Annotated in this window: 13 protein-coding genes; 11 read left to right on the top strand and 2 right to left on the bottom strand. The window is 67.0% G+C overall.

Translation table 11 applies throughout. The annotated features are described in order from the left end of the window. The first annotated feature begins 91 nt into the window (after window positions 1–91). The 8 genes from ACH3VR_RS01430 (at window position 92) to ACH3VR_RS01465 (ending at window position 12,969) form a co-directional block, all read left to right on the top strand. Entirely contained in the window at window positions 92–1,612 is a 1,521-nt protein-coding gene (locus tag ACH3VR_RS01430; RefSeq protein WP_396638964.1) for an ABC transporter substrate-binding protein, read from the top strand. Window positions 1,613–1,642: 30 nt separating this feature from the next. Then, window positions 1,643–2,578, top strand: a complete 936-nt coding sequence (locus ACH3VR_RS01435) for an ABC transporter permease (protein ID WP_396638965.1) — start codon at window positions 1,643–1,645, stop codon at window positions 2,576–2,578. Continuing rightward, window positions 2,575–4,344 (top strand): dipeptide/oligopeptide/nickel ABC transporter permease/ATP-binding protein, encoded by a 1,770-nt coding sequence (locus ACH3VR_RS01440; protein WP_396638966.1) that lies wholly within the window; start codon window positions 2,575–2,577, stop codon window positions 4,342–4,344. The genes ACH3VR_RS01435 and ACH3VR_RS01440 overlap by 4 nt, the downstream gene beginning before the upstream one ends. Further along, complete coding sequence (locus ACH3VR_RS01445) at window positions 4,341–5,165, top strand: ATP-binding cassette domain-containing protein (RefSeq protein WP_396638967.1); 825 nt, start codon at window positions 4,341–4,343, stop codon at window positions 5,163–5,165. The genes ACH3VR_RS01440 and ACH3VR_RS01445 overlap by 4 nt, the downstream gene beginning before the upstream one ends. After that, a complete protein-coding gene (locus tag ACH3VR_RS01450) occupies window positions 5,158–6,660 on the top strand; it encodes a glycoside hydrolase family 43 protein (protein WP_396638968.1) in 1,503 nt (500 codons plus the stop codon). The genes ACH3VR_RS01445 and ACH3VR_RS01450 overlap by 8 nt, the downstream gene beginning before the upstream one ends. 162 nt (window positions 6,661–6,822) lie before the next feature. Beyond that, complete coding sequence (locus tag ACH3VR_RS01455) at window positions 6,823–8,136, top strand: MFS transporter (RefSeq protein WP_396638969.1); 1,314 nt, start codon at window positions 6,823–6,825, stop codon at window positions 8,134–8,136. Further along, complete coding sequence (locus ACH3VR_RS01460; protein ID WP_396638971.1) at window positions 8,126–10,555, top strand: glycoside hydrolase family 3 N-terminal domain-containing protein; 2,430 nt, start codon at window positions 8,126–8,128, stop codon at window positions 10,553–10,555. Before ACH3VR_RS01455 ends, ACH3VR_RS01460 begins: the two co-directional genes overlap by 11 nt. After that, complete coding sequence (locus tag ACH3VR_RS01465; protein WP_396638972.1) at window positions 10,552–12,969, top strand: glycoside hydrolase family 2 TIM barrel-domain containing protein; 2,418 nt, start codon at window positions 10,552–10,554, stop codon at window positions 12,967–12,969. Before ACH3VR_RS01460 ends, ACH3VR_RS01465 begins: the two co-directional genes overlap by 4 nt. 31 nt (window positions 12,970–13,000) lie before the next feature. On the opposite strand, the gene ACH3VR_RS01470 is transcribed toward ACH3VR_RS01465, so the two are convergent. Then, window positions 13,001–13,654: a TetR/AcrR family transcriptional regulator gene (locus ACH3VR_RS01470; RefSeq protein ID WP_396638973.1), complete on the bottom strand. Its 654-nt coding sequence runs from the start codon at window positions 13,652–13,654 to the stop codon at window positions 13,001–13,003. A gap of 163 nt (window positions 13,655–13,817) precedes the next feature. Between ACH3VR_RS01470 and ACH3VR_RS01475 the strand changes: the two genes are divergently transcribed. From ACH3VR_RS01475 to ACH3VR_RS01485, 3 genes are all read left to right on the top strand, one after another. Next, window positions 13,818–15,350: an MFS transporter gene (locus ACH3VR_RS01475; RefSeq protein WP_396638974.1), complete on the top strand. Its 1,533-nt coding sequence runs from the start codon at window positions 13,818–13,820 to the stop codon at window positions 15,348–15,350. A gap of 34 nt (window positions 15,351–15,384) precedes the next feature. After that, a complete protein-coding gene (locus tag ACH3VR_RS01480) occupies window positions 15,385–17,412 on the top strand; it encodes a PKD domain-containing protein (protein ID WP_396638975.1) in 2,028 nt (675 codons plus the stop codon). A 114-nt stretch (window positions 17,413–17,526) separates the two neighbouring features. Beyond that, window positions 17,527–17,877: a DUF7882 family protein gene (locus ACH3VR_RS01485; RefSeq protein ID WP_396639637.1), complete on the top strand. Its 351-nt coding sequence runs from the start codon at window positions 17,527–17,529 to the stop codon at window positions 17,875–17,877. Between the two features lie 57 nt (window positions 17,878–17,934). On the opposite strand, the gene ACH3VR_RS01490 is transcribed toward ACH3VR_RS01485, so the two are convergent. Beyond that, window positions 17,935–18,423: a pyridoxamine 5'-phosphate oxidase family protein gene (locus ACH3VR_RS01490; RefSeq protein ID WP_396638976.1), complete on the bottom strand. Its 489-nt coding sequence runs from the start codon at window positions 18,421–18,423 to the stop codon at window positions 17,935–17,937. Window positions 18,424–18,793 lie beyond the last annotated feature (370 nt).

The raw sequence follows: 18,793 nt of genomic DNA on the forward strand, positions 1-18,793 counted from the left end.
ATACCGTCGTCAGCGGGAACAGCAAACACCTGCACCGAAGTTCCACCGCCGGGTCTCATCCCGGCCGACTAATTCCAACAAGGGAGTTGATATGCGAATCACGAAGCGCCGCGCGCTCGCAGCACTCGCGTTGCCGGCTGCCGCTGCGATCGCCCTCGCCGGCTGCGGCGCGGGCGGCGGCGCACAGTCCAGCGGAGACGACAAGTACGAGAAGCTCACCCTCGGCATGACGGCCGATCTCACCGGTGGGTGGGACATCGTCGACCAGCCGCCGTACCAGAGCTGGGGCATCGAGGCCGTCTACCAGACGCTCGTCCGCTGCCTCCCCGGCGGCGAGCTCACCGCCGACGCCGCAGAGTCGTGGGAGATCAGCGACGACAACAAGTCGTTCACAGCGCATCTTCGCGAGGGCGCCGAGTACTCCGACGGCACGCCCGTCGACGCGGAGTCGGTCAAGGCGTCGTACGAGGTCGTCAAGGAGACAGCATCCGACCGGTACGGCGACATCACCTTCGACATCCCCGACGATCAGACCATCACCATCACCTGGCCCGAGCCGCAGCCCCTCATGAACGTCCGGGTCTGCTCGCCCTACCTCGCCAGCACCGCCTTCCTCGAGTCGGACGACCGGGATACCCAGCCGGTCGGTTCCGGCCCGTACACCTACGACATCGACGCCAGCACCCAGGGCTCGATCTACTCGCTGGTGAAGAACCCCGACTACTGGAACGCCGACGCCTACCCCTACAAGACGCTCGAGCTCCGCGTCCTCGCGGATGAGACGGCGAGCCTGAACGCGCTGAAGACCGGCCAGATCGACGGCACGATCATCTCCTCCGGCGTCTACGACGAGGCGGAGAAGTCCGGGCTCGACATCAAGGGCGTGCAGTCCGGCATGCTCATGGTCCACCTGACCGATCGCCTCGGCGAGGTCATCCCCGCTCTCGGCGACGTGCGCGTGCGCCAGGCGATGAACATGATCATCGACAAGCAGGCAGTCGTGGACCAGCTGTGGGACGGCCACGCGACACCGATCTGGCAGCCCTTCCAGCTGAACGGTCAGGCCATCCTCGACATCGACGACCCGTACCCGTACGACGAGAAGAAGGCGAAGGAGCTGATGGCCGAGGCCGGCTTCGAAGACGGCTTCACCATCACCGTCCCGACGATGGAAGGCCAGGCCTGGACTGTCATCCTGCCCTACCTGACCCAGCAGTTCGCCAAGCTCAACATCACGGTCGAGCAGAAGGCCCTGAGCGGACCCGACGCGATCTCGGAGCTCCTCAGCGGCGACTACCCGGTTCCGGTCTGGACCGTCGGCGGACAGACGTCCGTCGAGGACATCAGCGTCCACGTTCTGGACACCGGCTTCTGGAACGTCCTTCACCAGCCGAACGAGACGATCAGCAAGCTGTGGGACGAGATCGTGAACGGCGATGAAGAGACGCAGATCCGCGCCCAGAAGGAGATCAACCAGTACGTCATCGACAACGCCTGGTTCGTGCCGATCCTGTCGCCCTACAACTACTACGCGTACAACGGCGACAAGGTCACGATCGATGAGGTCACCGACCCCAACGGCGGTCACCCCAAGCTGATCGACTTCCAGTAGGGCCCCGGCGGTCGAGGTTCAGGTTTCATCATGTTGATCTACATCGTCAAACATCTCGCGCGTGCCGTCGGGGTGTTCCTCACAGTCACATTCGCGACCTTCGTGGTCATGTACGGCAATGGTGCGGGGGTTGCCCGCTCCACGCTCGGCATGAATGCGTCGGAGGAGGACGTGCAGCACCGTGTGGTGGAGCTGGGCCTCGACCGCCCTCTCTTCGTGCAGTACTTCGAATGGCTCGGCGGACTGTTCACCGGCAATCTCGGGCGGTCGTACTACACAGGTCAGTCGGTCACCAGCGCGTTGGCGGTGCGGGTACCGGTCACCATGTCGCTCATCATCGCCACCCTCATCCTCACCATCGTCATCAGCGTGTTCCTCGGAGTCGTCGCTGCCTACTACGGCGGGTGGATCGATCGGACTGTGCAGATCATCGCCGGCATCGGAGCGGCGATCCCGCCGTTCATCACAGCGGTCGTGCTCGTTCTCGTCTTCGCCGTCAACAACCCGATCTTTCCGGCCACCGGCTACGTCAGGCCGACGGACAGCATTCCGGGCTGGCTCGCATCCATCACTCTCCCCGTGACCGCGATCCTGATCGGTTCTCTCGGTGCATCGCAGATCCGCGGCTCGGTGATCGACATGCTCTCGCGCGACTTCGTGCGCACGCTGCGCGCCAGAGGCATCTCCGAGAAGGCAGTCGTCTTCCGGCACGTCCTGCGAAGCGCGTCAGGTCCGGGAATCATCGCTTTCGGCCTGCTGGTCGTCGCGATGTTCGGTGGCACCATCTTCGTCGAACAGGTGTTCGCGCTTCCCGGCATGGGCCAGCTGCTCAACCAGTCGGCGCAGGCGGGAGACGTGCCGATGGTGATGGGGTGTGTGCTCGTGATGACCGTCGTGGTCCTCGTCGTCAACCTGGCCGCGGACATCTCGAACTCGGCCCTGAACCCGAAGGCGAGGATGCGATGAGCGCCGCCCCGGACGCCACTGCTCTCGTCACGAATCTCGCGCCTCGCGCGAAGTCCCGACCCGCGATCGTGGGTGTGATGAAGAACCCGATCGGCGCGGTGTGCGCGGTGTACCTCGGGATCATCGTGCTGGTCGGCGTGTTCGCCCCCCTGCTCGCGCCGATGGACCCCAACTTCACCGAGCTCGCGAAGACGAACGCGCCACCGTTCACCGGCGGCTACATCTTGGGCGGCGATGGTGCCGGCCGTGACATCCTCTCGAGGATCGTCTACGGCGCCCGGGAAACGCTGATCGGCTGTGTGCTCGTCCTGGGGGTTTCGCTCATCCTGGGAGTGATCGCAGGGCTCGTCGCCGGCTACTACCGCGGCAATGCCGAGCGCGTGATCGACTTCATCTCCGATGCGATCATGACGCTGCCCGGGATCGCGTTCCTCATCGCCCTGTATGCCCGCGTCGGTCCGAACATGCCTCTTGCGATGATGGTGTTCGGCGTGATCATCGCACCGACATTCTTCCGACTGGTGCGTGCCGTCGTCGTGACCGTCCGCCGTGAGCTCTACGTCGACGCGGCGAGGGTCGTCGGGCTTTCGGACTTGCGAATCGTCGGCCGCCACGTGCTCTGGGCGGTCCGAGGACCCGTCATCATCCACTCCGCGGGCATTCTCGCCGCGGGGATCGGCATCCAGGCCGGCCTGGCGTTCATCGGGCTCGGCAACCCTGCCGTGCCCTCATGGGGCCGCGTCCTGCAAGAGGCATTCGAGAACATCTACCGCAACCCCGCGGGAGTCGTTTGGCCTGCGGTCGTGATCAGCGTCTCCATCCTCGCGTTCGTGCTCCTGGGCAACGTGCTGCGCGATGTGCTTCAGGCTGCCGGTTCGGCTCACGCACTGCGGCCGTCGCGGCGCCGGATCCTGGCTCGCGAGGCGCAGGCTGCTGCGGTCGTCGGCGTCGCCCCGAGCGACGATGTCGTCCTGTCGATTCGCGGACTGCGCATGGGATACCCCGACGGACCCGACAGCGTCCGTGAGGTTCTGCACGGCGTCGACCTCGATCTTCAGCGCGGCGAGATTCACGGTCTGGTCGGCGAGTCGGGGTCGGGGAAGTCCCAGATCGCTTTCTCGATCCTCGGCATCCTCCCAAAGGAAGCCGTGCCGCTCGGTGGAAGCATCGTCACCGACGGCGTGGACCTCCTTCGCGATCGAGCCGGACTTCGAGAGGCGCGGGGGAGGCGGATCGGATACATCCCCCAAGAGCCGATGTCGAACCTCGACCCTTCGTTCACGATCGGCGACCAGCTCGTCTACGGGCTGCGTGCGGTGCGGAAGATGCCGAAGAAGGCGGCGAGGGATCGCGTCCGCTCGCTCCTGATCCGAGTCGGCATCGCCGACGCGGATCGTGTGATGAGCCTCTACCCCCATGAGATCTCCGGGGGGATGGCGCAACGCGTGCTGATCTGCGGCGCGATCGCGCCCGACCCCGACATCCTCGTCGCCGACGAGCCCACCACAGCGCTGGACGTCACCGTTCAGGCCGAGGTGCTCGAGCTGCTCCGTGAACTCAGCGTCGAGCGGGGCCTCGCGATGGTGCTCGTCACCCACAATCTCGGGGTCGTCGCAGATCTGTGCGCGACTGTGAGCGTGATGAAGGACGGACACATCGTCGAGCGCGGCACCGTGGAGAAGATCCTCGGGGCCCCCGAGAACCCGTACACGCAGGAACTGCTGACGTCGTCGCAGAGCGTCGAGCTGATGGAGGTCGGCGGATGAGCGAGCCGATTCTGAGGGTCCAAGACCTCGTCGTCCGGTTCGGGACCCGGAAGGCGCCGACCACCGTCATCAAGGGAGTGTCCTTCGACCTCCATGCGGGGGAGACGCTGAGCATGGTGGGCGAATCCGGCTCTGGCAAGACGACGATCGGCCGCGCGATCCTCGGCCTCGCGCCGGTGTCCGATGGGCAGGTCTCCTTTCGCGGCACTGATATTCAAGGCGCGAACCGCAGCGCGCGCCGCAAGATCGCGCGCGACATCCAGGTGGTGTTCCAGGACCCGTACTCGTCGCTGAACCCGTCGATGCAGATCGAGGACATCCTGGTCGAACCGCTCAAGGCCGCCGGGATCAGCGGTGGGCGAGAGCGTGTGCGTGCACTCCTCGATTCAGTCGGCCTGCCATCGGATGCCGCGCGACGCTATCCCCGCGAGTTCTCGGGCGGACAGCGGCAGCGCATTGCGATCGCGCGCGCGCTCGCAATGGAGCCTTCCGTGATCATCTGCGATGAGCCTACGAGCGCTCTCGACGTCACAACGCAGGCCAAGGTGCTGCAGCTGTTCAAGGACCTGCAGGAGATGACCGGGGTCGCCTACCTCTTCATCAGCCATGACCTGGGCGTCGTCCACAGCATCAGCGATCGGATCGCCGTGCTGTACCGCGGCGAAATCGTCGAACTCGGCGATGCCGAGCAGGTCGCGACGGCACCGGCGCACCCCTATACGAGGAAGCTCCAGATGGCTGCTCCCGTGGCCGACCCGGCCGTCCAGCGTGAGCGTCGCGAAGCCCGTCTTGCGGCCATGGGGGCACCGTCCGATGCGTGACGCCGTAGGCGCTCCGCCGCAACTGGTCAGCTCGGAGATCCAGCCGATCGTCTCGGGCTTCCATCCCGACCCCACGATCTGCCGAGTAGGCGACGATTACTATCTCGCGCACTCGAGCTTCGAGTATTTCCCCGCGGCGCCGATCTTCCACAGTCGCGACCTCGTGACGTGGACGCAGATCGGCAACATCCTCGACCGGCGTACGCAGTTCCGCGCCGGCACCGCCGGGCCGTCGACCGGTATCTACGGGTCGACCCTGCGCCACCACGACGGACGGTTCTGGTTCGCGACCACGAACGTGAGCGACTTCGAGTCCGGCCAGGTCATCGTGTGGGCCACCGACCCCGCAGGTCCGTGGAGCGATCCGGTGTTCGTGCCCGAGGCGATCGGCATCGACCCCGACCTCTGCTGGGACGATGACGGCACCTGCTACCTCACCTGGCACGTGCTCGACTTCACGGTCGGCGGTCAGGGGATCCGTCAGGCGCCGATCGACCTCAAGACGGGCGCGCTTCTCGAGCCTCACTATCCGGTGTGGCAGGGGAGCGGGATGCCGATGGCCGAGGGGCCGCATCTCTACCGCATCGACGACTCGTGGTACATCATGCTCGCAGAAGGCGGCACCGAGCGTGGCCACTGCGTGACGATCGCCCGGGGGCCGAGCCCCCGCGGCCCATTCGAGTCCTTTCCGGGCAACCCCATGTTCACGCACCGAAGCAGCTCGCATCCGGTGCAGAACGTCGGACACGCCGACCTCGTCCAGACCCCGGACGGCGACTGGGCAGCGGTATACCTCGGCGTGCGGCCACGGGGTTCCACGCCCGGCTTCCATGTGCTCGGGCGCGAGACCTTCCTCGCGGGCGTCGACTGGATCGACGGCTGGCCGGTCTTCCGCGAGGGTCGCTTCGACCTTCCGCACGATGCCGAGGGCTTCGCCGAGGAGTTCGCGGAAGGATCGCTCGACCCGCGATGGGTCGCACCCGACAGCGAGCCCGCGTCGGTCGCGGAGTTCGATTCCGAGGGCGGACTGCGATTTCTGTCGTGGGGTGAGGCGACCGACGTGCTCTGCACGCGCGTGAAGGACTTCGTGTGGCTGGCGGATGCTGACGTCGAAGTGGCCGGCGCGATCGGGCTCCGACTCGATGACCGCCACTGGTGCGCCGTCATCTTCGAGGGTGGACGTGCGCATGCGACCGTCCAGATCGGAGACATTCGTCAGCAGCTCGGCTCGATCGACCTCGGCACCCGAACGGCGACGCTCCGGGTCTCGACGACGCCGCCCGCGACTGCCCCCGTCCCGTTCGGCTATGCCGGACCCGACGATGTCGTGCTGTCGGTGCTTCGCGACGGCGAGGCGATCGAGATCGCCCGGCTCGACGGGCGCTACTTCTCGACCGAAGTCGCAGCCGGATTCACGGGACGGATGCTGGCCGTCGGCGCACCATCCCGTGACGGCGTCGTTCGCCGGGTGACCTACCGTCCCGTCCCCGACTGAACCGCGCGGGGAGTCGCGACGACGATGGACCGCTTGCGCAAAAGAGCGGGCACAGCTCGCGAGCGCCACGGGCATCCGCCTAGCCTGAGAGTCCCCACCGTTCGCGGCGTTGGTGCGCCTGGGATCTCCGGCAGCGCGCAAGGGTATGAGAAGGCTCCTCCAATGTCGCACGACAGCCGTGCCACGCGTCCGATCCCCACCATCCGTGTTGCACGTCGTCGGTGCACGCGGACAAAGCAAAGCCAGGATCACGCTCCCTTTCCTCGCGGCGCGCTGCTGGTCGTCGCGTCGGCGATCTTCATCTCGATGTCGACCGAATTCCTCCCGGGTGGGCTGCTTCCGAACATCTCCTCGACATTCGGCCGTCCGGTCACCGATGTGGGTCAGCTCGTGACAGTGTTCGCCACCGCGGTCATCCTGACCACGGCACCCCTGGCGGTAGTCACGCGCAAAGTACCGCGCAAACCCCTCGCGATCATTGCGCTGATAGGCATCACCGCGGTGACCGCGCTCGCTGCGCTCGCCCCGACGTTCGAAGTGCTCCTCGCTGCACGAGCCTTCGGCGGAATCGCCCACGGACTGTTCTGGTCTGTGGCCGCCGCGTACGCCGCAAACCTCGTGCCCTCGTCGCAGCTCGGACGTGCGACCGCCATCACCGCCGCGGGCGGTTCGGTCGCAGGTGTGCTCGGTGGCCCGCTGGGCAATCTCCTCGGCCAGCTGTTCGGATGGCGAGCGGCGTTCGCCGTGTTCGCCGTCCTCGGAGTCGGCGTCGTCATCCTCGTACTGAGGCTCCTCCCCAGTGCGACACCCATCGCGCGCCCGCGTCGGTCGGTCGCTGATGATCGCTCCGCTGCGCCGTCTGCGCTGCCCAGCATCCTGCTCGTCTGCCTGACGATTCTGATCCTTGTGATCGGTCAAACAACGTACGGCACGTACTCGGTCGTCTGGCTCGGAGAAGCGGCCTCGATTCCTCCCGCGGCGATCCCCGCCTTCCTGTTCGGCAGCGGCCTGGCAGCCTTCGTGGCGGTGTCTGCCATCGGCCGCGTCGCCGACCGTTTCCCGATCGGTGCACTGGTCCTCGCCGTGATCCTCGTCGCGTTGCTCAACATGCTCTACCCGTTCGCGGCCGCGTGGGGCATCATCGCGCTCGTCATCATATCGCTCGGTCAGGCGATGGCGTTCGCGCTCGTGCCGCTGCTGCTACAGGCGAGGATGATGCGGACCGCCCCACCTCACCAGCGTTCGACGGCCGCGGCGCTGCAGACGACCGCGTTCAATATCGCGATCGGCGGAGGCGCGGTACTGGGCGCCCTCGTCGTCGAATCGTGGGGAATCGAAGCGCTGCCCGGGACCGCCGCGCTGTGCGCGACGGTCGGCCTCGTCGTCCTCCTTCTCTCATCCCGGCCGGCGGCGCGATCCGCCGACCAATCCCCAGCTGCATCCTCGAGCGACACGGAGGCCACCGATGCCCACTGACGGATCCCATCTCGACACGAGTTTGAGCCACGAGGAGCGCGCCGACCTGCTCCTCGCCCAGCTGACGCTGCGGGAGAAGGCCCACCAGCTCGTCTCAGTCCCACCGTGGTTCCTCGTCCTCGCCGACGGCAGTGCCCCGGCCGTCCGGGATGAATGGCTGGAGAGAGCTCCCGGCCACATCTCGAACTTCGGTGTCGACGATCCGGCCACGCAAGCACGCATCGTCGGCGAGCTTCAGCGCACCGCCATCGAGGGCACACGCCTCGGCATCCCCTTGTTGATCCATATCGAGGCGCTGAACGGATTGCTCGCCGGCGGGCACATGGTGTTCCCTACGCCGATCGGACTCGCTGCGACGTGGAGCCCCGAACTGGTGCAGGAGATGGCCGACACGATCCGCAAGCAGATGATCCGCGTCGGCGTTCGCCAGGCGCTCTCGCCGAACATGGACATCGCCCTCGATCCTCGCTGGGGCCGGGTCCACGAGACGTACGGCGAGGATCCGTACCTGGCTGCGGCCTTGAGCGTCGCCTATACGCGCGGCCTGCAGAGCGACGACCTCACCAAAGGCGCAATCGCCACCGCGAAGCACTTTGTCGGCTACGGGCTGCCCACGGGCGGCATGAACCTGTCGTCGTACGAGGGTGGGCCCCGGCGCACGCGCGACCTGTTCGCCTATCCCTTCGAGGCGGCGATCCAGCTGGCGGGCCTCCAGTCCGTCATGAATTCGTACGCAGACGTCGACGGGGTTCCGGCTGCTGCGAACCCCGATGTCCTCACGACCCTCCTGCGCGACACCCTCGGCTTCGACGGGTTCGTGTCGAGCGACTACATGACGCTCGAGCACATCCACACCCGTCAGCGCGCCGCCGCGTCTCCGGGTGACGCCGGCCGCCTCACCATCGCGGCGGGCCTCGACACCGAGTTTCCGGTGCCTTACGGGTACGGAGACGCGCTCGTGGGCGAGGTCGAGGCCGCACGCGCCGACATCGCCCACGTCGACCGCTCCGTGCACCGAGTGCTCACCGCGAAGTTCCGCCTCGGCCTGTTCGAGAGCCCGTATCCGCAGGAGCGCATCGAGCTCGCGGCGGTTGCCGCCGAGGGCGCCGAACTGTCCCGCGAGCTCGCGAGGCGCTCAGTGGTGCTGCTGAAGAACGACGGTTTGCTTCCGCTGCCGGCCACGGCGAAGGTCGCCGTCATCGGCCCCCACGCCGACGACGTCAAATTCCAGTTCCCGACGTACACCTATCCCGCGTTCCGGGACATGACGACGTTCATGACCAGCGGCGGTATGGGCAACATGGTGGGGGTCGATCCCGGCATGGCGGCGTGGAACTCCAGCCTGTTTTCACCGACCCCGGTCGACGAGTTCGTACGGGAGCGCCTGGGCGCGACCTCACTCGCCGACGAGATCGCGGCACATGCCGCGGCAGCGGAGCACGTCCGAGGCAGCACCCTGACGACCGACTTCGGCGACGACGCGATCGCCCAGGCCGTCACCGCGGCCGAAGCATCCGATGTGGTCGTCCTGGCACTCGGTGGTGCAAGCCTGTGGTTCAACGGCGAACGAACCGAAGGCGAGGCCAGCGACTCCGCCGACATCTCGCTGCCCGCCGCCCAGCAGCGACTTGCCGAGGCAGTGGCCGCGACCGGTAAGCCGATCATCGTCGTGCTCGTCCAGGGGCGTGCCTACACATTGCCGCAGGTGGTGCAGGATGCCGCTGGCCTGGTCGTCTCGTCGTACGGCGGACCTTTCGGCCCGGCGGCTGTCGCCGACGTGCTGTTCGGCGACGTCAACCCGAGCGGGAAGCTGCCGTACAGCATCCCACGCCACACGGGGCAGATCCCCGTGTACCACCACCAGCGCTACGGCACCGGCTATCGCAACCCGCTGCCGCCTGACGTCGACCGTCACTACCTCGACATGCCGGCGACGCCCCTCTACACGTTCGGGCACGGACTCAGCTATACCGAGTTCGCTCTGACGGACCTCGCGGCGGACGCATCGATGCCGACGGACGGATCGACCGAGATCGCCGCCACGATCCGGAACACCGGCGACCGGCCGGGCAGCACCGTCGTCCAGCTCTACGTGCGGGTCAATACCGCCGGCGCCACGCGGCCGGCGCAACAGCTCGCGGGATTCACCAGGGTCTCGCTCGAGCCGGGGGAGTCACAGCGAGTGACGTTCACTCTCGCCGCGGCGCAGCTCGGCTACACCGACATCGCCGGCGAGTTCGTGGCCGAGCCGGCCCCGGTCGACGTCTGGGTGAGCCTCAATGCCGAGACGCGTCCCCTCGAGACGGTGATCGAGGTGACGGGGCCGAAGCGCGCGCTCGCCAGCGACGAGCGGGTATTCCTCGCGGCCGCCGTCGTTCACTCGACCGAGAACGAGAGCACAGGGAGGTCATTCGAATGACAGTGTCGAATTTCAACGACGGCTGGCGTGTCGGGCCGAACGTCAGCGTGTTCACCGAGATCACGGGAGGTGCGACGTCCGCCATCGAGGTGACTCTGCCGCACGACGCGATGCTGGCGCTTCCGCGTCATGCGGGTGCGGCGAGCGGGCCCTCCTCCGGCTACTTCGAGGGCGGTGCGGTCAGCTACCGCAAGGAGTTCGACGCGCCGGCGGAGTGGGCTGACCGGGTCGTCGAGCTCGAGTTCCAAGGTGTCTATCGCGATGCGATGGTCTACCTGAACGGAATACTCGTGGGGCAGCGACCGAATGGATACTCGCCGTTCCGCGTCCGTCTGGATGCTGCGCTGAGGCACGGTGAGACGAATCGTCTCCGCGTCGACGCACGCGCCCATCGAGATTCCCGGTGGTACTCCGGTCTCGGCATCTACCGCGATGTGATCCTGCACGACCTGCCCGTCACCCACATCGTGCCCGACGGCATCCGCGTGACCACGCCCGACGTCGACGCCGACCGAGCGGTCGTCGAGATCGCCGTCGAGGTCGCGAATGCCGGACGATCGGCCTCGACGCGGGAGCTGCGCGCCCGCATCGTCGACGCGAGCGGCATCGAGGTCGCGGCGGGCGAGACCCCCGTGACGACGCGTCCCGGTGAGACCGCGACAGCCCGCCTTCGGCTGTACGTGCGGGCGCCCGAGCTGTGGAGCGTCCCGTCGCCAGTGCTCTACCGTGCCACCGTCGAGCTCAGCGATGACGACGACGTCCAGGACGAGTCGATCGTGCCGTTCGGCATCCGCACCCTCCAGCTCGATCCGCAGCACGGCCTGCGCATCAACGGCGTCGTCACGAAGCTGCGCGGTGCCTGCATCCATCACGACAACGGCGTGCTGGGAGCGGTGTCCGTCCCGGAAGCGGAAGAACGTCGCATCCGCATCCTCAAAGGGGCCGGGTTCAACGCCATCCGCTCCTCTCACAACACCGCCAGTCCAGCGCTGCTGGACGCCTGCGACCGTCTCGGAATGCTCGTCATCGACGAGGCCTTCGACATGTGGACAGAGGGCAAGCAGCCCTTCGACTACTCGCTCAGCTTCACCGAGTGGTGGGAACGCGACATCGAGGCGATGGTGCGGAAGGCCATCAACCACCCGAGCGTCATCGTCTACTCCATCGGCAACGAGATCCTCGATGCCGGCAAGCCGCTCGGCGCGGCGATCGGGCGCGATCTCGCCGAGGCCGTGCGCCGATCGGATCCCACGCGGTTCCTCACGAACGGCGTGAGCGGACTGGTGGCCACCCTGTCCGACCTGCTTCCCGAGATCCAGCGGGAGTTGAAGGAGGTGCCCGGGGGGATCAATGACGCCCAGGGCGAAGGGCGGAAGATCATGGACCGCTTCGGACACTCCGATTCCGTCACCGAAGCGACTGCCGAGTCGCACGCGGTCGTCGACATCGCAGGTCACAACTACGCCACGTGGCGCTACGAGAGCGAGATCGAGCGCTTCCCGAACCGTGTCGTCGTCGGCACCGAGACCAACCCGAAAGACATTGCGGACAACTGGGCGGCGGTCACACGCCTGCCCTCGGTCATCGGCGATTTCACCTGGACGGGATGGGACTACCTCGGAGAAGCCGGGCTCGGCGGGGTCTCTTACCCCGAAGCCGGTGGCAGATGGGATGCCGACCGATACCCGGCCCTCCTCGCATACTGCGGAGACATCGACATCACGGGCCATCGCCGACCGGCGTCGTACTTCCGCGAGATCGTGTTCGGTCTACGGTCCGAGCCCTACCTCGCCGTGCATGCGCCTCGCCCGCACGGACGTGAACCCGTGATGCTCGACTGGGGGTGGACCGACAGCGCCGCGCATTGGTCGTGGCCGTTGGCGCCGGGCACCCTGATGACGGTCGACGTGTACAGCGATGCGGATGAGGTCGAATTGGTGCACAACGGCGCATCGATCGGTCGACTGCCGGCCGGTCCGGCGCATGGCTTCCTCGCCCGTTTCACCGTCGCCTACGAGCCCGGCAGACTCGATTCCGTCAACCGGCGCGGCGGAGAAGCCGCCGAGGTGACGACGCTGCGTTCTCCAGGTGCCGCGGCACGGCTGCGAGCGGAGGTCGAAGCGCCTCACGTGGCTGCAGCGACCAGGGAGTACGAGTACGTGTCGATCGAAGTGATCGACCAGGACGGACTCGTCGTCCCCTTCGACGATCGCCTCGTACGGGCGCGCGTGGCGGGCGAACTCGAGCTGACTGGCCTCGGTTCAGCCAGGCCGAGCACCGAGGAAAGTTACCGAGGCACCTCATGCACGACGTTCCAGGGGCGCGCCCAGGCGGTGGTGAGGCGAGTCGCGGGTGGTCGGGGTGAGCTCTCGTTCGAGGCCGACGGGCTCCCGACCGTCCGCGTCGTCGTCTGATCGGGATGCCGGTGCCGCCGGTGCGCGCGCGTCAGAAGCTGCGCCCGGCGTCGCCGATCGCGCGGCGGAGCTCCATCCAGTTCTCGCCGCTGAGTCGCCGGATCGCGTCGGCGAGGAGCCGGCCCCCGTCGACGTCGGGCTCGGCGGCGAAGACGATCTCGAGCCCTTCCCACATCGCGATGACCTGCCGGGCGAGGTTGACCGAATCGACGTCCGGGTGGGCAAGGCCGTCGCGCTTGCGCTGCTCGAAGATGCGGCTGAAGATCTCGACCTGCCGCTGCGTGCGGCGGTGGACATAGTCCGCTGCCGACGTCCCGGGCGTCGCTGCCAGTCCGCGGACCAGCCGGCTCAGGCGGAAGCGAGGGTCCTCGATGGAGGGGGGACGGTACGAGGCTGCGAAGTCGTCGAGATCCAGGCGGATCTCGGGGTCGTCGACATGGTGGAGTGCCGCTCCGAGCTCGTCCGCGAGCTCGAGTGCCGCGACGAGCAGGTCGTCCCTGGTGGGGAAGTGGTAGAGCACGGTCGTCTCGGGGGTCCCGGAGCGCTCTGCCACCTGCACCGTCGTGAGGGACTCCGGTCCGACCTCGTCCACGAGGTCGAGCACGGCAGCCGCGATCGCACGGCGCCGCTTCAGGGTCGGCGCGTACGGACCGCGCTTGCGGCGTGTTGTCACAGCATCCGTCATCTCGTCCTCCGCCGCGAAATCTCTGTGTATACGAGCGTACGGGGTTCAGTTCCGACCGCAAAGACCAATTGCACTCTAGACAGACGATGAAAGTTGAGGTTTACTCGGAATTAGCCCGATCGGGACGACACCGTCGTCCACATTGCTCAGAGAAGAGAGAACGATGGCGACTGTCAATGACGCACCGCCCGTCGAGGAGACCGTGAAGGAAGACCGCGCGCTCGCCCGGATCGAGAAGCGAAAGGATCGCGTCTCGATCTGGCGCATGATCCCTTGGTCGACGCACGCGTTCTCGATGAACGCCCTGATCGTCCTGATCGGGTACTTCACGATCTACGCCACCGACACTCTGCGGCTGAACCCGGCGATCGTCGGCGCGCTCCTGGTCGGGGCGAAGATCATCGACGCCGTCGGCGCGCTCCTCGCGGGCTACCTCGTGGACCGCGCGCCCGAGACGAAGCTTGGCAAGGCAAGGCCGTTCGATCTCGTGATCATCCTCTGCTGGGCGGCGACCGCGTGCATGTTCTCGGTGCCCGGAGGCCTCGGCGACATCGCGAAATACGCCTGGATCTTCACGTCCTACGTGCTGCTGACGGCGCTGTTCATGCCGCTCTACAACGCCAACAACCCGCTCTACACCGCTCGCGTGTTCCCGAAGCGGGCCCACTACAGCGACGTCGCCGCCAAGACGGGCATCGTCACGGTCCTCGCCGCGATCGTCATCACCGTCGGCATGCCCATCGCTGTCGGCGCCGCCGGCAAGAGTCCCGAGGCGTGGTCGCTCGTGGCGATCTGCGTCGCGATCCCGTTCACCCTCATCGGGCTCGTGCGGTTCTGGACGTTCCGCGAGTCGAAGGATGCCGCTGAGATCGAGGCGGAGCGGGTGCGGCTGAAGGACATCTTCCTCGTGCTGCGCACCAACCCCTACATCTGGATCCTGTCGAGCATGTCGCTCGTCGTGGGCATCTACGCGACCTTCACAGCGGGCGCCTACTACTTCCGCTACATCGTGGGCAATCTCGCGCTGCAGGGCGTGGTGTCGGTCTCGTTCGTCGCGCTGATCCCGCTCATGTTCTTCTTCCCGGCGCTCATCCGGAAGTTCTCGGTGTCGCGGATGATCGCGGTGTCGAGCTTCATCGGGGCGATCGGGTTCCTCGTGATGATGTTCGCGGGCGGCAACATCCCGCTGATCATGGTGTCGTCGGTGCTCACCGCGCTGGCCTCGCTGCCGGTCAACTTCCTGTCGCCGATCCTCGTCATCGACAACGCGACGTACAACGAATGGAAGGGGCACCGACGCCTCGAGAGCGTCGGGGGCGCGCTGTTCTCGTTCTCGAGCACCGTCGGCGCCGCGATCGCCGCCGGGCTCACGGGGATCGTGCTCGCGACGACGGGCTACGACGGCGGCGCCGACACGCAGACCCCCGGCGCGATCGCCGGCATCGTCGCCGTCAACAGCTGGATCCCCGCGATCTTCGCCGTCGGGGTCGGCTTCATCGCGCTGTACTATCACCGCCTCGAGCACCGCATCAAGGCGATCAGCGCCGAGGTGCTGGCCCGACGGGAGCTGGCCGCCGAGGCCGAGATCATCCCCGGTGCTCCGCACAGCGGGACCGAGGCCGTGCGGATCGTGCGGGAGGAGAGCGGTGCGCCGCTGCTGCCCCGTGAGCCATTCCGCAACGACGACGAACTCTGACCGCCCTGCGGCATCCCTCTCGAAAGACACCTGAATGACGAACACGTCCACCGCGCTCGCGAGCGCGACCGCCTTCGCGACCGACGACGACCTCTACGCGCAGCCGTACATCGACATCGACGAGGAGCGCAACGGGCCTCGGCGACACCGTTACATCCACGGCGGGTTCGCAGGGACCGCGAACCGGTTCTCGTTCTACCTCCCCGTCGACGGCTACGAGGGGCGGTTCTTCCAGCACATCACTCCCGTGCCGGAGAGCGAGCACCTCGCTCCCGGACTGACCGGCGCCGAGGACAAGATCGGGTTCGCCTTCTCGTCCGGCGCGTTCTTCGTCGAGACGAACGGTGGGGGCGCGATCGACCTGTCGAAGCCGCAGTTCGGCGTCGATCCGACGATCGGCGCGTATCGAGCCAACGCCGCGTCGGCGGCCTTCGCGAAGGTCGTCGCGCAGTCGGTCTACGGTCCGCACCGCACGTACGGCTACGCCTACGGCGGTTCGGGCGGCGGCTTCCGCACGATCGCGTGCGCCGAGAACACGCGCGGCGTGTGGGACGGGTTCGTGCCGCACGTCATCGGCAGCCCCGTCGCCATTCCGAACGTGTTCACCGTCCGGATGCATGCGATGCGGGTGCTGCGCGACGTGCTCGACGACATCGTCGACCAGGTCGAGCCGGGCTCTTCCCAGGCGCTCGGAGAGCGGCTCGACGCCGAGCAGGCGGCCGCGCTCGAGGAAGTGACCCGAATGGGATTCCCGCCCGCCGCCTGGGTCGGGCATCGCACGATGGGGACGCAGGCGTTCGGCGTGCTCTACACCTCGCTCAAGGCGATCGACCCGTCCTACTTCGACGACTTCTGGACGCTCCCCGGGTACCTCGGTGCCGACCCGTCGTCGTCCGTGCACCGCGATCGGGTGCTGCACGCGACGACGGTGGTCGAGGTCATCAGACGGCGGGATGCTGTCGCCGCCGGTGTGTTCGGCGCTCCGGCAGGTCCCGCCGGGGGAGTGGACGAGGCCTTCAAGGGCCCCGAGCAGGGGGGTGATGTCGTCGTGGCGCTTCGCCTCGCGGCACCGCCGACGATCGAGCCGATGAACGCGGAGCTGAGCATCGCGTCGGGCGAGACCGAAGGCTCCGTCGCCCTGCTCCAAAACGTGATCGGGGATCTCGCTCTCGTGGACTTCCCCGAGCTGAGTCCGTTTCTGCAGCAGGTGCGTGTCGGCGATCACGTCGAGATCGACAACAGCAACTTCCTCGCCGCGCAGACCTACCACCGGCACCAGGTGCCGGCTGCCGAGTTCACGGTGTGGGACCAGTTCCGCGACGTCGACGGAACTCCGCTTCACCCGCAGCGCCCGATTCTGGTCGGCCCGCTCATGGCGCGCGGCGCATCGGGCACGCTTCAGTCGGGCGACATCGCCGGGAAGATGATCGTCGTCGAAGCCGGCCACGACCGAGAGGCGTTCCCCTGGCAGGCGGACTGGTACGCGGGCAAGGTGTGCGAGCACCTCGGCGACGAGACCGACGAGCACCTGCGCGTGTGGGTCGTGGGCAAGGCACTGCACGCGGATGTCGCGGGGCAGGAGCTCCCCACCCACACCGTCTCATACCTGGGTGCCGTGCATCAGGCGCTCCGCGAGGTCGCCGCATGGGCCGAGGATGGCGTCGAGCCGGCGCCTTCGAGCCGGTATGAGGTCGTCGACGGGCAGGTCGTCCTGACGGACCCGGCGAATCCCGGCGGAGTTCAGCCCGTCGTGCAGCTCACGGCCGACAGCGGCTCGCGAGCCGACGTCGCGGTCGGCGAGGAGGTGCTGCTCCGGGTCGAAGCCGCCTCGACAGGCTCGCGAATCGTCGAGGTGCGATGGGATCTCGACGACAGCGGAGCCTTCGCACACGGCGGAGCTGTTGATCCGACCTACTCGCTGCGGGAGGAGGTGCGACACGCGTTCTCGAGCGCCGGCACCCACTTTGTCACCGTCAAGGTCACGGCTCAGCAGCACGGAGACACCTCGACACCCTTCGCCAGGGTCGACAACCTCGCACGAGTGCGGGTGGTCGTCGGCTGATCGGCGCCTGGGGGGCCTGCTCCGGGCGCGCCGGTCTTGGGCCGGGGTCGAATGGGTCCATCGATGAGAGCCGTCTCATGCGTGCATGCCGGCATCGGGCCTACAGTGACCCGTATGGGGACCATCTACTACGGGGGCTCGGCGACGCCGATTCACATCGAGGATCGCGCGCTCGCTCACCTGAAAGTGGTGATCGCCACGAAGCTGCGCCGCGGCGAGAGTTTCACCGTCTCGTGGGTGCACCCCGACGATGAACCCCGTGGTCGCAGCACGATCTGGGTGCATCCGTCCATTCCGCTGCGGTTCGTCTTCGACGAGCCGGAGCCTCCCGAGCTGAGTCGCCAGTGGATCGAGGATCTCGCCAACTCGGCCAACTCCTCCGGGGGCATCGCGCTGGTCGCCGAACACATCGAGACTGCTCCGGTGCCGGCGGACGATGCGCCCCAGGTTGTCGTGCCCGTCTGAGTTGCGCGGCTGGGTCCGCGGTCGGTGTGCGCCCGGTTGAGCCTGGCGGACGCGCTATCAGCGTCGGTCGTCGAGCGTGACGACGCCGTCTTCTCCCACGTCCGGCGCGGAACGCGTGAGGATGCCTTTCACCACCTCGAATCCCTTGACGATCGCAGGCTTGTCGAGGTCCCAGTAGTGGACCGAATCGACTTTGACCTCGAGGAGCGCGACCGCAGGGTCTTCGCGCCCTCCCTCGAAATACGCCGATGCCCAAGGATTCCAGTAGGCATCGATGCGCTCCTGGTCTCGTGACACGGATGCCGTCCCGCTGAAGGAGAGCCAACCCTTTCCGTCACCGACCGAGACGTTGACCGCCGGATGTGTGGCGATGTCCTCCGTCTTCGGGCTCGGATCGGCCGTGAAGAACCACAGGGTGCCGTCGAAGTCGTCCTCGATGACCGCGAGAGGGCGGCTGTGGAGTGTCCCCCGCGCAGTCTGTGTGGTGACGACGGCCGTTCTCGCCGCCTTCAAGATCGCGTGGATGATGTCGGTCTCGGCAGTCATGCGCAATCGCTCCCTTCGTGCCAGCAGCTCGGGTCCCTTGGTGCCGGCAGCTCGGGTCAGCACGCTACGCCGGACGCCGAGGATCCGCCTGGGCTTGACGGCCGCGGCGATTCATGAGCATGGCGCACACACGGGCTCACGCGGCGAAGCTTCCTGAGTCTCGGGCGAACGGCGTGTCGGTGCTCTCCGTCGTCGCGAACGCCGGAATCTCAAAATAAATCAACGACAAGTATTGACGTGAGTGCTTCGTGTGCGGCATCGTCGATCACGTTCATCTGAATCGATTCAGATTGATTCAGAAGATCAGGTGTTCACATCGTTACGAAGGAGTGCGAACAGTCATGATGTTCTCGACGATCCCTCGACCGGT

The sequence above is a fragment of the Microbacterium alkaliflavum genome (assembly GCF_044325405.1).
GTDB classification, from domain to species: domain Bacteria; phylum Actinomycetota; class Actinomycetes; order Actinomycetales; family Microbacteriaceae; genus Microbacterium; species Microbacterium alkaliflavum.